The following is a 14,471-nucleotide window of genomic DNA, read 5'->3' on the forward strand; positions in this document are numbered from 1 at the left end:
GACCATGCTCGACCCTGTCCTGGTGATAGCCGCCAGTACCGCACTGGCGGCGCTGCTGGCCAGCGCTGCCAGCCACAAGCTGCGTGACTGGCGCGCCTTCAACGGCATCGTGCGCGCCTATCAGGTGCTGCCCAGGGCGCTGGTGCCCGGTGCAACGGCCAGCCTGGCGCTGGCGGAGCTTGCCCTGGCGCTGGCCCTGCTGCTGCCCACTTGGCGCAGCCTGGCGGCGCTTGGCGTGGTGCTGCTGATGGCGCTGTACGCCAGCGCCATCGGCCTCAACCTGTGGCGCGGGCGCCGCGACATCGACTGCGGCTGCTCAGGCCCAGGCGCTGCGCAGCCGCTGCGCCCGGTACTGCTGCTGCGCAACCTGGTGATTGCCCTGCTTGCGGGCCTTGCGGCCTGGCCCATGGCCGAACGCGCTCTGGGCGCGCTGGATATCTTCGTGGTGATCGCGGCCGGTGCCGTGGCGCTGCTGATTCATGTAGCGGTGGATGGCCTGCTGGCCAACCAGCCGCGTCTTGCCAAATTGACTGGGAGATAACCCCATGCAACTGCTTATCGCATCGAACATCCTGCTCTGGCTGCTGCTGATCGCCGTGGCCTTCATCGTCATGGCCCTGGTGCGCCAGATCGGCGTGCTGCACGGACGCATCGCCCCGGCGGGCGCGCTGATGGTGGACAAGGGCGTCACCGTCAACGATCCGGCCCCACAAGTGACCGCCGCCGACCGCCACGGCCGCCCGGTGAACATTGGTTACCGCAGCGAGCGTTCGCAGCTGCTGTTCTTCCTCGCCCCCGGCTGCCCGGTGTGCAAGTCGCTGCTGCCGGCGGTGAAGTCGATCGCCAAGGACAACAGCGGCGAGCTGGACGTGATCTACGTCAGCGACGGCGACTTCGCCGAACAGCAGGCGCTGATCGAGGCCAACGGCTTGCAGCAGGCCACCTACGTGGTCGGTCCGGAAATCGGCATGACCTACCAGATCGGCAAGCTGCCTTACGCCGTGCTGATCGACTCGGCCGGCACCCTGCGCGCCAAAGGCCTGGTGAACTCCCGCGAACACCTCGACAGCCTGTTCGAGACCGTGCACCTGGGCAGCGCCAGCCTGCAGCACTACCTGCATGGCGAGCACAAGCACGACCACGCCCATGACCACGCCCACCCCCACAGCGCGCAGCACTGATCGCGGAGCACACCATGAGTTTTCTCGACAAACTGTTTGAACGCTCCAGCCGCCATGTCGCCGACACCACCTCGCGGCGCAAGGTGCTGGCGCGCCTCGGCTCGCTGATCGTGGCCGGCGCCGCCCTGCCGGTGCTGCTGCCGATCGACCGCACCGCCAAGGCGCTGGCTGCCGATGAGCCGAAGATGGGCGACCCGGGCGACCCAACCAGCTGCGACTACTGGCGCAACTGTTCGATCGATGGCTTCCTCTGCTCGTGCTGCGGCGGCTCGATCACCTCCTGCCCGCCAGGCACCGATGCCTCCCTGGTGACCTGGATCGGCACCTGCCGCAACCCGGCCGATGGCAAGAACTACATCATCTCGTACAACGACTGCTGCGGTAAGCACGCCTGCGGCCAGTGCGCCTGCTCGCGCAACGATGACGAACAGCCGCTGTATCGGCCATTCAACAACAACGACATCAACTGGTGCCTGGGGGCCGAGTCGAAGATCTACAACTGCACCGTCACCATCATCCGCGGCGTGGCGGTGTAGGGCCATGAAGGGTGTGACGGCGCTTCTGCTGCTGTGCCTGCTGGCGCCACTGGCCCAGGCCAGAACCCTGCCCAACCCCAACCAGCGCCCGGCACCGGGCAACGAGGTGCCGCCGGTGCCGATTGCCCAGGCCGGGTACTCGACGCCGGTGAACTACCAGTTGCAGTGCGCCGGCTGTCACCGCGACCACGGCGAAGGGTCGGCGGCCAACGACACACCGCGCATGCAGGGTTTTGTCGGCAACTTCCTGAAAGTACCGGGTGGGCGCGAATTCCTGGTGCGGGTGCCAGGGATTTCCCAGTCGGCGCTGAACGATCAGCAGATTGCCGACCTGCTCAACTGGCTGCTGGCCAAGGATGGGATGGCGGGCGACAGCACGCCGCAACAGTGGCAACCCTACAGCGGTGAAGAAGTGCAGCGGGTGCGCCATAACAGCATGCTCAACCTGCCCCATGTGCGGGCCGGGTTGATCGAAGCGATGCAGGCCAAGGGGATCGTCATCAGCGACGGGCTTGGCCACTGAATCACGCAAGCGTTGTGCCTTCAGCCCGCTCGGTCAGCGGGCTTTTTTTTGCCTTCGAGGGCCCTATCGCCGGCAAGCCGGCTCCCACAGAGGACCGCGCGGTGCTTTTCCTGTGGGACCTGGCTTGCCAGCGAGAGGGCCCTCGATAAAAAGACAAAACGATCTAAAAATATAAATTCTTATTCTTTTTTATTTGGTTAAAACTGCTCTATAACTTTCCCAACTGTACAGCCGCCAACACCCGGCCAACTGTCTGCAGCGCAACACCGAATCAACATCCAACGCCCACAAGGCAACACTGGTCGCGGCCACCAATGGTGCGCAACCTGTTGATTCATAACAATATTCAAACCCGGCACGACGATTGCTCAAGCAAAGTCCCGCTTAACTGAACCGGAGACCTGCCATGAGCGCCCCCCTGAACGTCGTTGCCCTGTCCGGCGGCACCAGCCGCCCTTCGCGTACCCTGGCCCTGACCGAGGCCATCCTCGCCGAACTCGGCCAGCACCTGAACATCAAGCCCCACCTGATCGAGCTGGGCGACATCGCCCGCCCCCTGGGCGCCGCGCTGTGGCGCAGCGAACTGCCGGAGTCCGTGGAGCAACAGCTGCGCCTAGTGGAAAAGGCCGACCTGTTGGTGGTGGCCTCGCCGGTCTACCGCGGCAGCTTCCCAGGCCACTTCAAGCACTTGTTCGACCTGATCGGCCAGGATGCCCTGGTTGACACCCCCGTGTTGCTGGCCGCCACCGGCGGCAGCGAACGCCACGCCCTGGTGCTGGACCACCAGCTGCGCCCGCTGTTCAGCTTCCTCCAGGCTCTGACCCTGCCGATCGGCGTGTATGCAAGCCAGGCCGAGCTGGCCGACTACCAAGTGTCCAGTGAGGGCTTGAACGCCCGCATCCGCCTCGCCGCCGAGCGCGCCGTGCCGTTGTTCGGCGCCCACCACGCGCTGCGCAAGAGCGCCTGAGGAGCGGCCATGAATGCACCGGTAACCCCTGCCCAGCGCCCCGCCCTGGCGATTGCCCGCGAACTGGCCGGGCAGTTCGCCCACAGCGCCGTCGAGCGTGACGAACGCGGCGGCACGCCCAAGGCTGAGCGCGACGCGTTGCGCGCCAGCGGCCTGCTGTCGCTGGCGATTCCGCAGGCCTTCGGCGGCCAGGGCGCCAGCTGGCAGCAAACCTTCGAGGTGGTGCGCGAGTTCGCCCGCGTCGACAGCTCGCTGGCGCACGTGTTCGGCTTCCATCACCTGATGCTGGCCACCGTGCGCCTGTTTTCGCGCCCCGAACAGTGGCAGCCGTGGTTCGAACAGACCGCGCGCAAGCACTGGTTCTGGGGCAACGCGCTCAACCCACTGGACACCCGCACGGTGGTCAAGCACTTCGATGGCTGGTGCGAGTTTTCCGGCAAGAAGAGCTTCTGCTCCGGCGCCAGCGACTCGGAAATGCTGATTGCCTCGGCCGTGGACGAACGCGCCGGCGGCAAGCTGCTGATTGCCGCGATCCCCAGTGGCCGCACCGGCATCACCCTGCACAACGACTGGAACAACATCGGCCAGCGCCAGACCGACAGTGGCAGCGCCACCTTCGAACGGGTGCGGGTCGAGCTGGGTGAACTGCTGCTCGACCCCGGCCCGCTGAGCACCCCGTTCGCCGCCCTGCGCCCGCTGATCGCGCAGCTGCATTTCGCCAACCTGTTCCTCGGCATCGCCGAAGGCGCATTCGACGAAGCCCGCCAGTACACGCTCAAGGAAAGCCGGCCGTGGTTCCGTTCAGGCGCCACCAGTACCGCCGACGACCCTTATGTACTGCGCCACTACGGCGAATTCTGGGTCGGCCTGGAAAGCATGCGGCTGCTGATCGAACGGGCCGCTGAGCAACTGGACCGGGCCTGGGCCAAGGAGCATGCGCTCAGCGCCGAAGAACGCGGCGACCTGGCCCTGGCCATCGGTACCGCCAAGGTCGCGGCCACCCGCCACGGCCTGGACATCTGCAACCGCCTGTTCGAAGTCACCGGCGCCCGCGCCACCCACGCTTCGCTGCGCTTCGACCGCCATTGGCGCAACCTGAGAACGCAAACCCTGCACGACCCGGTGGATTACCGCATCCACGAGCTCGGCGAGTGGGCTCTCAGCGGCAAGCGCCCTGCCCCATCCTTCTATTCCTAAGGATCGCCCATGCAATTGCTGACCCTCCCCCCGTCCCCGCAACTGGCTACCTCGATCAGGGCGACCGCACAGGTCTTCGAAGACCCTAAATCGCAGGCGCTGCTCGCCCACCTGCAACAGGTCGCCCCCAGTGAGGCCAGCGTCCTGATCATCGGCGAAACCGGCACGGGCAAGGAGCTGGTCGCGCGCCATATCCACAACCTCAGCGGCCGCCGCAACGGCCCATTCGTGGCAGTCAACTGCGGTGCGTTCTCCGAGTCGCTGGTCGAGGCCGAGCTGTTCGGCCATGAAAAGGGCGCCTTCACCGGCGCCCTGGCGGCCAAGGCCGGCTGGTTCGAGGAAGCCAATGGCGGCACGCTGTTCCTCGACGAGATCGGCGACCTGCCGCTGCCGATCCAGGTCAAACTGCTGCGCGTGCTGCAAGAGCGCGAGGTGGTGCGGCTGGGGTCGCGCAAGAGCATCCCCATCAATGTGCGGGTGCTGGCGGCGACCAACGTGCAGCTGGAGAAGGCCATCAATGCCGGGCATTTCCGCGAGGACCTGTACTACCGGCTGAACGTGGTGACCCTGCAACTGCACCCACTGCGTGACCGGCCGGGGGATATCCTGCCACTGGCCCGGCACTTCATCCGTAGCTACAGCGAACGGCTGAACTACGGGCCGGTGGAGCTGAGCCCCAAGGCCCAGGCCAAGCTGGTCGAATACAGCTGGCCGGGCAATATTCGCGAGCTGGAGAACGTGATTCATCACAGCCTGCTGACGTGCGGTGACGGGCTGGTGCAGGCGCAGGATCTGCGTCTGTCCAACCTGCGCCTGGAGCGGCAGGAGGAGGAAACCGTGAGCAATGGCGTGGATGACCTGCTGCTGCAGGCGTTCAGCCGTTTGTACGAGGAGCAGCCTGGGGATTTGTACGAGAAGGTCGAGAATGCGTTACTGCGCTCGGCGTATCACTTCTGCCATTACAACCAAGTGCATACCGCGCAGTTGCTGGGGTTGTCACGCAACGTCACGCGTACGCGGCTGATTGCGATCGGAGAGCTGGTGGTGAACAAGCGGCGGGTGCAGGAAGAACAGGTAGTGGATGCTCGGGTGGTGCGGTTGTCGATCTGAGGTTTGCAGAGCCCTATCGCCGGCAAGCCGGCCCCCACAAGTGAAGCGCCGATCTCAAGCGCTGCACTGTACCTGTGGGAGCCGGCTTGCCGGCGATAGGGCCAGCAAAAGCACTACGAATATCAGGTCCGATCACCTCCATGATCATCCCCGACATCATGATTGACCCCATCATCCGCGCCATGCCCTACTCCATGAGCCTCACCTACATCGTGGTTGGCTTCGTGGTTGGCTTCGTGGTTCGCTTCGTGATTAGCCTCGTGGTTGGCTTCATGGTTCGCTTCGTGGTTAGCCTCATGGTTGGCCCCATCATCAGCCCCATTACGCCCACTTTCACCGCGGCCTGAACTGGCATGGCCACCACCATCACCGCTGTGGCCGCTACCGCCACTGCCGTGACCTCCGCCACCGCTGCCACCACCGCCACCGCCGTGGCCGCCACCACCGCTGCCGCCACCTCCACCGCCGCCGTGACCGCCGCCTCCACCGCCATGGCCGCCGCCACCGCCGCCGCCATCTTTCGCATACGCGCTGGACCCGCCGAGAGAGTCAGGCACCAGTACCGTCGTTGCCGACAGTACCGCGCCGATGGCCAGCGCCAACAGACATTGCTTGAGCATGATGAGCCTCCGCTTGGAGTTGCACGGGCTGCACAACGCACCCGTGATGTCCGGCCCCCCCATGGGGCGACCTGCCAACCAGCGCGGCCTTCCATCACCGGTGAACGAGATCCATCATGGCCTGCTGGCCGAATATTTCTAAATATTTCGTAAGTAGTGAGCGTAGCCCCCGATCGCACGTGCAGGCGACCGGCCATCCGATGGTCAGTTGGCCAAGCGCCGGAACACCCACGCCGACAGCCCGCACATCGCCGCGCACAACAGCATCACTGTGGTGATATCCGCCACCGACGTTTCGCTGCGCCCGTCAGCACCGGCCAATACGCCCAACAACAACCCGGCCAGGCTGACCGACAGCGCCATGGTCAACTGCACCGACATCGCCGACAACGAACTGGCGGCCGCCGAGCGCTCGCCGGGCACATCCTGGTAGCTTGCCGCACCCAAGGTGGAGAACTGCAACGAGCGTACCAACCCCGCAGCAAACAGCACCAAGGCCATCAGCCACACCGCCGTGTCGCGGTCAAACCCGGCGCACAGGGCGATGCCGGCGCCACTGAGCACAGCGTTGCAGCTCAGTACCCGCCGATAGCCGTAGCGGCGCACCAGCGGTACGGCCAGCAACTTCATCAACAGCGCACCGACACCGCCACTGACCACCAGCCACCCGGCGGCCAACGGGCTCATGCCCAGGCAGTTCTGCAACAGCAACACGATCAGGAACGGTTGCGCCGCCGAGCCCAGGCGAAACAGCCCGCCGCCTGCCTGGGCTACGCCGAAACTGCGCAGGCGCAGCAGCGAGAGATCGACCAATGGGTTGGGGTGATACCGCGCATGCAGCAGGTACCCCAGCGCGCATAAAACCCCACCCGCGGCCAGGGCCAACGCCCAGAGCTGGGGCAATTGCCCCAACCCCAGCGATTCCAGACCGAATACCAGCATGGCCAGGGCGCCGCCACTGAGCAGCAGGCCGCGCACGTCCAGGCGTGGCACCGGGCGTGCCGGGTAGTCCGGCACATGGCGCACGATCAGCCAGCAGCCCACCAGGCAGATCGGCAGGTTGACCAGAAAGATCCAGTGCCACGACAGCACCGTCACCAGCAAGCCGCCCAGCAGCGGCCCGAGCAACGGCCCGACCAACGCCGGCAAGGCCAACCATGACATGGCCTGGAGCAACTGCTCGCGGCTCGACCAGCGCAGGATGATCACTTGCCCCACCGGCGTCATCAGCGCCCCGGCCGCGCCCTGCAGCATGCGCCCAAGGCACAGTTGCCACAGCGTATCGGCCAGCGCGCAGGCCAGCGAGGCGCCGGTGAACAGCCCCATCGCCAGCAGCATCACCTGGCGCGGGCGAAAGCGCTCGGCCGCCCAGCCGCTGACCGGCACACACAACGCCAGCGCGAGCATGTACAGCGACACCACCAGGTTCATACGCAGGCCTGGCTCGCCGAAATCGGCGGCCATCTGCGGCAAGGCGGTCATCACGGCGGTGCTGTCGAGCAGCTCCATGAACAGCGCGGCACCGATGATCACCGGCACCCGGGCGCTTTGCACATGGCCGGCCAGTAAGGCCGGCTGGGCGGTCAAAACAGCCCCGAAACAGGCGGCTGGGTACCCTTGAGTTGCCAGGCGCCGACCACGGCAGCCTTCCATTGACGCGGGTTGTGGTTGGCCACTGTGCGTGCGTTGCGCCAGTGCCGGTCGAGGTTGTGCTGGCGGCCGGTAGTGGAGGCGCCGCCCACGTCGAACAGCGTCTCGGCCGCCTTGAGCGCCAGCTCCGCGACCAGGTACTGGGCCTGTGCCACCTCGATGGCGGCCTGCTCCACGGCGGCCTCATCCAGGTTTGCCGCCCAGGCCTTGTCGATGGTCGCAGCGGCCCTGAGCACCAGCGCTTCGGCACCATAGGCGCGGGCCGCGATATCGCCTACCGACAGTTCGACATAAGGGTCATCCACCGAACGGCTGGCCGTGCTGTGCTTGATCGGCCGGGCGTGTTCACGGGCAAAGCGCGTGGCATCGTTCAGCGCGTTGCGAGCTATGCCAGCCAGCACTGTGCCCAGGAACAATTGCAGGAATGGTGTGACGAGCGTGCGCTTGCCCTCCTCCACGGTCCGCGTGCGAATGTCGCTGGCCTCGACCCGTACATTGCGCAGGTGGGTGGTGCCGCTGGCAGTCAGGCGCTGGCCCATGGCGTCGAAATCGTCGACCAGTTCCAGGCCCTCGCGCTCACGCGGCAGGATGAACGACACCGGCTGCTCGTCCTCGTCCAGCGCCACGGCGCTGACGTAATGGGCGAAGAGCGCGCCGGTGCTGTAGAACTTGCTGCCATTGGCGCGAAAGTGCTCACCCTCGCGCACCAGGCGCGCGGCGATGGCGCCATTGGCGCCGCCCACTTCCCAGCCGGCGTTGCCGATCACTGCACCGTCCAGGTAGCGGGCGAACCAGCGCTCGCGCTCCTGCTCGGCGCCGTCGGCCCGCGACACCAGCAGGCCTTCGACGAAGGCGAAACCGGGGCGCAGGGCCTGGGCGATGTTGGAGTCGGCTGAAGCGACTTGCAGCAGCAGTTCGATCACATCAGAAACGCTGCCACCTAGGCCGCCGTATTGGCTGGGAATGCGCACCGTGTAGAGACCGGCGGCGGCGAGCTGGGCGATGGCTTCGTGGGGCAACTGGCGGTCACGCTCGCGCTGGGCGGCGCCTTCGGCGATGGCGGGTAGCAGGGCCGTGATGCGGGCCTTGAGTGCGGTGATGCTGGTGGCGGGAGGTTGGGTGGGGAAGCGTTGGAAAGTGGTCATGGTTCAGTCCTTTAGATACAGCATTCAAAAATCTTTGCACGATCCCTGTGGGAGCCGGCTTGCCGGCGATAGGGCCGGTACAGCCTGCTCAAGAGGTGCTGCCTGCCCCGGCCTCATCGCCGGCAAGCCGGCTCCCACAGAGGATGGCGGTGAGCATGTGAGTCAGATGGCGATCTTCCAGAGGCGCGACTCGTCGAACAGGTCAAAGGCTTCGTGCTCCAGGTCCAGCGGCGGCACCACCAGTTCGGCGCCACTGCCGGGCAGCCGTGGCACGGCCCCCAGCAACCGCTGCGTATACTCATGCGCCGGCCGCTCGAACAACTGCTCCACCGGCGCCTGCTCCACCACCTGGCCATGGCGCATCACCAGCACCTCGTCGCTGACATGGCGAATCACCCCCAGGTCATGGGAGATGAACAGGTACGCCAGGCCCAGTTCGTCCTGCAGATCAGCCAGCAGATCGAGCACCTGAGCCTGCACCGACACATCCAGGGCCGACACCGGCTCATCGCAGATGATCAGCTTCGGCTCGCTGGCAATTGCCCGGGCAATCGCCACCCGTTGGCGCTGGCCGCCGGAAAGCTGCAACGGCCGGCGCTGCGCCAGCTCGGCCGGCAGGCGCACCTGCCCCAGCAGCACGGCAATGCGCGCAGGCCTGGCCGCCGCTTCGATACCGGCCACCTGCAGGGCGTCGTCGAGGATCTGCGCCACGCTCCAGCGCGGGTCGAAGGAGCCCAGCGGGTCCTGGTAGATCACACTGATTTCGCGACGCAACGGCCTGCGCACAGCCTCGCTCACCGCGTTGCCCGGGCGGTTCCAGGGCTGCCCGCGGTACAGCACCTCGCCCTCGTCCGGCTGCAGCAGGCCGAGGGCAATGCGTGCCACGGTGGTCTTGCCCGAGCCGGACTCGCCGACAATGCCCAGGGTGCGCCCGGCGCGCAGGGTGAAGTCGACACCCTGCACCACCTGGCGCAGCCGCCCGTCCGGGCCGAGGTAGCGCTTGCCCAGGCCGCGGCCTTCGAGCAGCACGTCGCTGTGCAAGCGCAGGCGTGGCGCACGGCGCACGCCTGCGCGCTCCGGCGACAGCCGGCTGCCGCGCGGGTGTTCGGCCGGCACCGCTGCCAGCAAGGCCTGGGTGTAGGGATGGCGAGGCTGGCGCAGCACCTGCTGCATCGGCCCCTGCTCCACCACCTCGCCATGGCGCAGCACCACTACCTCGTCGGCCAGTTGCGCCACCACCGCCAGGTCATGGCTGATGATCAGCAGCGAGGCGCCACGCGCCTTGATCTGCTGGAACACTTGCAGAATCTGCGCCTGCACCGTGGCATCCAGCGCGGTGGTGGGCTCGTCGGCAATGACCAGCGCCGGGTCGAGCGCCAAGGCACTGGCAATCAACGCCCGCTGCCTGAGGCCGCCGGACAATTGCCCAGGGCGTTGGCGCGCACGCAATTCGACATCCGGCACACCCACCCGCCCAAGCAATTCATGCACCCGCTCGGCACGGCTATGGCGGTCGCCGTACTGGTGAGCCTGCAGCACCTCGAGAATTTCCTTGCCCACCGGGCGCAACGGGTCCAGCGACACCAGCGCGTCCTGCAGCACGAAGCCGATGTCCCTGCCACGCACCGAGCGCCACTGCCGCTCGCGCAAGGCCAGCAGATCGTGGCCATCGAAACTCAGCCGACGGGCGCTCACCTGGGCCCGGGCACCGGCCAGGCCGACCAGGCTGCGGGCGCTGACACTCTTGCCAGAACCCGACTCGCCCACCAGCGCCACGCACCGGCCCGGCGCCAGGACCAGGGACAAGTCGCGCACCACGTTGCGGCCCTCGAAGGCCACGTTCAGCCCTTCGACGATCAAGGTCTTGTCACTCATGGCAGGCGGCCCTCCAGGCGTTGTTGGATATAGCGGCCAGTCACCGTGGTGGCCAAGGTGGTGAGGACGATGAACAGCCCGGGGAAGAAGGTCAGCCACCAGGCGTTGGCGATGAAGTCGCGGCCCATCGACAGCAGGGTCCCCCACTCCGGTGCCGGCGGCCGTGCGCCCAGGCCGAGGAAGCTCAGTGCCGAGGCCCAGACGATGGCCTGGCCGACGCCCATGGTCAGCGTGACCAGCAGCGGCCGCATGGCGTTGGGCAGCAGTTGGCGCAACACGATGCGCGAGGTCGAATGGCCCAGGGCCCGCGCCGCTTCGATGTAGCCGGCATTGCGCACCGCCAGCACCTGGCCGCGGACCATGCGTGCATAACCCGGCGCGCCACCCAGCCCGGTGGCAACGATCAGCGGGCCGACGCCACTGCCAAACACCGCCACGAACAACAGCGCCAGCACCAGGCTGGGGAAAGCGAACAGCACTTCCAGCAACCAGCCCACCGCACGGTCTACCCGTGCGCCGCCAAGGCCGCCGAGCAGGCCGAGGGTAATGGCGATGGCCATGGAAATGGCCGTGGCCGCCACACCGATCAGCAAGCTCTGCCGCGCCCCATGGATGATCCGCGCAAAGATGTCGCGGCCCGACTGGTCGGTGCCCAGCCAATGCGCCCAGCTCGGCGCCTGGAAGGCGTCACGCGGGACGATGGCCAGCGGGTCGATACGGGTGAACAACCCCGGCGCCAAGGCTGCCAGCAGCAAGCCGAGGAGGAACAGGATGGCCAGGCTGGCACCCAGCGGTGGCAGTTTCAGAGACCGTTGCCGGCGCTGCGGCGCCAGCGCCTGGTCGAGGGTAAGGTCTGTCATGCTGCGGCCTCCTGTTGCCGAGGGTCGATCCACTGATAGAGCAGGTCGACCAGAATGTTCGCCAGCACATAGCCAGCCGCCACCACCAGGCTGATGCCGATCACCAGCGGCAGGTCCTGGGCCTGCACGGCCTGGTACAGCTGCCGGCCCACGCCCTTGCGCGAGAAGATCACTTCGCACACCACCGCGCCGCTGATCAGCGCACCGATGGCCCAACCCGACAGCGACACGCCCGGCAGCAAGGCGTGGCGCAGGGCATGGCGAAAGCGCACGGCCAGGTCGCTCAGGCCACGGGTGCGGGCGGTGAGCACGAAGGGTTGTTCGAGGGTCAGTTCCAGCGATTCGCGGGTGACCTGGGCGATGAAGCCGGCCAGCGGAATCGCCAGCGAGAAGGCCGGCAGTACCAAGCTGGCGAAGCTGTCACTGCCTGCCGGCGGGAACCAACGCAGGCCGAAGGCGAACACCGCCAGCAGCACCACCCCCAGCCAGAAGTGCGGCAAGGCCGCGCTCAGGGTTTCTGCCAGCGAAGCGAGGCCACCGACCAGCCTGCCGCGCCCAGCGGTGACCACGGTCAGCAGCAGTACCAATAGCCAGGCGAGCACCAGGGCCGCGACGGTCAGCTCCAGGGTCGCGCCGCCTTGCTCGGCCAGCACACGGGTAACGGGCAGGTGCTGCGAATACGACACCCCGAGGTCGCCTTGCAGCAGGCGCCCGAGGTAGCACACGTATTGCACCGCCAAAGGCTTGTCCAGGCCGTATTCCTGGCGCGCGGCCTCGATGGCTTCAGGCGTCGGGTTGCCGCTGGGGCCTCCGAGAATCGCCAGCACCGGGTCACCGGGCATCAGGCGCAGGGCGAAAAAAGTCAGGGTCGCCACCGCCCACAGCACCAGCACACCACCGCCCAGGCGGATGGCGGCGCGTCGGCCCAGGGCGGCCAGGCGTTCACGGCGCGGGTCGGTCACGGCAAGCGCGGTCGTACTCATTTGTTCACCCATGCGTCATAGAGGTAGGTCACCGCCAGCGAAGGCTCCAGGCGCACGCCGTGGGCGGTCTTGTAGATGCCCAGGCGCGTGCTTTGCGGGTAGGTGGTGAGTTGCAGGTACTGCGCGGCGGCCTGTTGCTGGGCCTGCAGGTAGCGTTGCCGGCGCAAGTCGGGGTCCTGGGTGGCCAGGGCGCTGTCGAGCAGCGCGTCGAACGCGGGGTCGGCGTAACCGGAGGAGTTCTGGTGATAGCCTCCTACCCCTGCGGGCTGCACGAAGGCGGTGGTGAAGATGATGCGCAGCACATCGGGGGTGTTGGTGTTCCAGTAGCCGATGCGAATGTCGTAATCCCAGGCGGCCTGGCGAGCCGTGACCTGGGCGTCGCTCATCTGGTCGAGCACCAATTCCAGGCCTGCCTGGCGGGTGGTGGCCTGCACCTGCTCCCAGAGGGTCAGTTCCGACGGCGAGGTGCGTGCGCCGATCAGCACCACGGCGCGCAGGCGCTGGCCGTTGCGGGTCCGGTAACCCTCGCTGTCACGGCCGATCCAGCCGGCTTCGTCGAGCAGCTTGGCGGCGCGGGCCGGGTCGTAGTCCTGGCTGCGCTCGAAGTCGCTGCTGTAGAACGGCGTGGCCACGCTGAGCGGCCCGCCGGCACGGGGGAACTCGCCGAAGTACACGCTCTTGAGTGCGCCCTCGACGTCCGCACTGCGCACAAAAGCTTCGCGCACACGGATATCGTCGAACGGCGCACGGCGCAGGTTGAAGGTGCCGTTGGTGGGGTTGCCGGGGCGCTGGGCGATGATCAGGTTGACGTCCGGGTTGCGCCGCGCCGCCTCGTGCGACTCCGGTGGCAGCGTCTCGATCACGTCCACCTCCCCCGCCTGCAGCGAGGCGAAGCGCACCGACGGTTCCTGGATGAACTTCCAGACGATGCGCTCGAGGTAGGCCGGCCCCTGGTGCTGCGCGGTCGGCGGTGCCCAGTTGTAGTCCGGGTTGCGCACCAGCTCCACCTGGTTCTGCCGGTCCCAGCGCACCACCTTGAACGGTCCGCTGCCGACTGGGCTTTCGCAGTTTTCGTCGCGGCTACGGGTGAGCGCGGTGGGCGACTGGATGCCGAGAAAGCTCTGGGCCAGTACTTCGAGGAAGGCGGCGTAAGGTGTGGCCAGGGTGACCCGGGCGGTGTAGTTGTCGAGAACCTCGGTGCCTCGGTACTGGCGAATGTAACCGCCGGCAGTGCTGGACTGGGTCTTGGGGTTGGCCATGTGGTCGAGGTTGGCTTTCACCGCCTCGGCGTTGAAGGGCGTGCCGTCGGTGAAGTGCACGTCACGGCGCAGGTGGAAGGTGTAGTGCAGGCCGTCGGGCGAGACTTCCCAGCTTGAAGCGAGCCAGGGGCCGATCTGACCGGTGCTGTCCATCGATACCAGCGAGTCGAGGTATTGCTGGGCGACGAACACCTGGGGCATGTCGCCGGCCACGTGCGGGTCCAGGCAGGTGGGTTCGCGGTCGGTGGCGTAGACCAGCGTGCCGCCCGGTTGCGGTTGGGTGCTTTGCGCGGTGGGTTGCTCGCTGCGTTCGCAGCCGAACAGCGCCAGTGAGGCGCAGAGCGGGATCAGGGGGAGGATGGGTCGGTTCAAGGTCGCTCCTGCGGGGACTGGGCTTTGGTAGGCCTGTTGCAGGAGTTGTGCCGGGTTCAAAGGGTTGATTTTGTTGGGGTTTGGCGGATGGGTGGTGCTGGTGCGAGGGCAAAGTGTGTGGGGGGTGTTGGTAGGGCAACAGTCTGTTCCTGGCAAGCCAGCTCCCACATCGACCCCGTGGGCGCTGGCGATC

General features: G+C 66.9%; 15 protein-coding genes. 9 read left to right on the forward strand and 6 right to left on the reverse strand.

What is annotated here, in order from left to right:
• The first annotated feature begins 4 nt into the window (after positions 1 to 4).
• From KU43P_RS15550 to KU43P_RS15590, 9 genes are all read left to right on the forward strand, one after another.
• A complete protein-coding gene (locus tag KU43P_RS15550) occupies positions 5 to 541 on the forward strand; it encodes a MauE/DoxX family redox-associated membrane protein (RefSeq protein ID WP_317658258.1) in 537 nt (178 codons plus the stop codon).
• Positions 542 to 545: 4 nt separating this feature from the next.
• Positions 546 to 1,181: a methylamine dehydrogenase accessory protein MauD gene (gene mauD / locus KU43P_RS15555; RefSeq protein WP_317658259.1), complete on the forward strand. Its 636-nt coding sequence runs from the start codon at positions 546 to 548 to the stop codon at positions 1,179 to 1,181.
• A 14-nt stretch (positions 1,182 to 1,195) separates the two neighbouring features.
• Positions 1,196 to 1,717, forward strand: a complete 522-nt coding sequence (locus KU43P_RS15560; protein WP_016392015.1) for a methylamine dehydrogenase light chain — start codon at positions 1,196 to 1,198, stop codon at positions 1,715 to 1,717.
• A 4-nt stretch (positions 1,718 to 1,721) separates the two neighbouring features.
• Positions 1,722 to 2,240, forward strand: a complete 519-nt coding sequence (locus tag KU43P_RS15565) for a cytochrome C (RefSeq protein ID WP_317658260.1) — start codon at positions 1,722 to 1,724, stop codon at positions 2,238 to 2,240.
• 406 nt (positions 2,241 to 2,646) lie between these two features.
• Positions 2,647 to 3,207: an FMN reductase gene (gene msuE, locus KU43P_RS15570; protein WP_317658261.1), complete on the forward strand. Its 561-nt coding sequence runs from the start codon at positions 2,647 to 2,649 to the stop codon at positions 3,205 to 3,207.
• A 9-nt stretch (positions 3,208 to 3,216) separates the two neighbouring features.
• Positions 3,217 to 4,404, forward strand: coding sequence for an acyl-CoA dehydrogenase family protein (locus KU43P_RS15575; RefSeq protein WP_317658262.1), 1,188 nt, complete (start codon positions 3,217 to 3,219; stop codon positions 4,402 to 4,404).
• Between the two features lie 9 nt (positions 4,405 to 4,413).
• The gene (gene sfnR / locus KU43P_RS15580) at positions 4,414 to 5,514 is read left to right on the forward strand and encodes a sigma54-dependent transcriptional activator SfnR (RefSeq protein ID WP_317658263.1); all 1,101 of its coding nucleotides are present in this window, start codon (positions 4,414 to 4,416) and stop codon (positions 5,512 to 5,514) included.
• A gap of 140 nt (positions 5,515 to 5,654) precedes the next feature.
• The gene (locus tag KU43P_RS15585) at positions 5,655 to 5,861 is read left to right on the forward strand and encodes a DUF2798 domain-containing protein (RefSeq protein WP_317658264.1); all 207 of its coding nucleotides are present in this window, start codon (positions 5,655 to 5,657) and stop codon (positions 5,859 to 5,861) included.
• Positions 5,862 to 5,867: 6 nt separating this feature from the next.
• Positions 5,868 to 6,287, forward strand: a complete 420-nt coding sequence (locus KU43P_RS15590; protein ID WP_317658265.1) for a hypothetical protein — start codon at positions 5,868 to 5,870, stop codon at positions 6,285 to 6,287.
• 51 nt (positions 6,288 to 6,338) lie between these two features.
• Here the strand turns inward: KU43P_RS15590 and KU43P_RS15595 are convergent, their stop codons facing one another.
• The 6 genes from KU43P_RS15595 to KU43P_RS15620 form a co-directional block, all read right to left on the reverse strand.
• Positions 6,339 to 7,721, reverse strand: coding sequence for an MFS transporter (locus KU43P_RS15595; protein ID WP_317658266.1), 1,383 nt, complete (start codon positions 7,719 to 7,721; stop codon positions 6,339 to 6,341).
• On the reverse strand, positions 7,718 to 8,929 hold the full coding sequence (locus KU43P_RS15600; RefSeq protein ID WP_317658267.1) for an acyl-CoA dehydrogenase family protein: 1,212 nt from the start codon (positions 8,927 to 8,929) through the stop codon (positions 7,718 to 7,720). The genes KU43P_RS15595 and KU43P_RS15600 overlap by 4 nt, the downstream gene beginning before the upstream one ends.
• A gap of 162 nt (positions 8,930 to 9,091) precedes the next feature.
• The gene (locus tag KU43P_RS15605; RefSeq protein WP_317658268.1) at positions 9,092 to 10,804 is read right to left on the reverse strand and encodes a dipeptide ABC transporter ATP-binding protein; all 1,713 of its coding nucleotides are present in this window, start codon (positions 10,802 to 10,804) and stop codon (positions 9,092 to 9,094) included.
• Complete coding sequence (locus tag KU43P_RS15610; RefSeq protein WP_317658269.1) at positions 10,801 to 11,664, reverse strand: ABC transporter permease; 864 nt, start codon at positions 11,662 to 11,664, stop codon at positions 10,801 to 10,803. The genes KU43P_RS15605 and KU43P_RS15610 overlap by 4 nt, the downstream gene beginning before the upstream one ends.
• Positions 11,661 to 12,647, reverse strand: a complete 987-nt coding sequence (locus KU43P_RS15615; protein WP_317658270.1) for an ABC transporter permease — start codon at positions 12,645 to 12,647, stop codon at positions 11,661 to 11,663. The genes KU43P_RS15610 and KU43P_RS15615 overlap by 4 nt, the downstream gene beginning before the upstream one ends.
• Positions 12,644 to 14,236, reverse strand: a complete 1,593-nt coding sequence (locus KU43P_RS15620; protein ID WP_411567260.1) for an ABC transporter substrate-binding protein — start codon at positions 14,234 to 14,236, stop codon at positions 12,644 to 12,646. The genes KU43P_RS15615 and KU43P_RS15620 overlap by 4 nt, the downstream gene beginning before the upstream one ends.
• Between the last annotated feature and the right edge of the window lie 235 nt (positions 14,237 to 14,471).

The sequence above is a fragment of the Pseudomonas sp. KU43P genome, from assembly GCF_033095865.1.
Lineage (GTDB): Bacteria > Pseudomonadota > Gammaproteobacteria > Pseudomonadales > Pseudomonadaceae > Aquipseudomonas.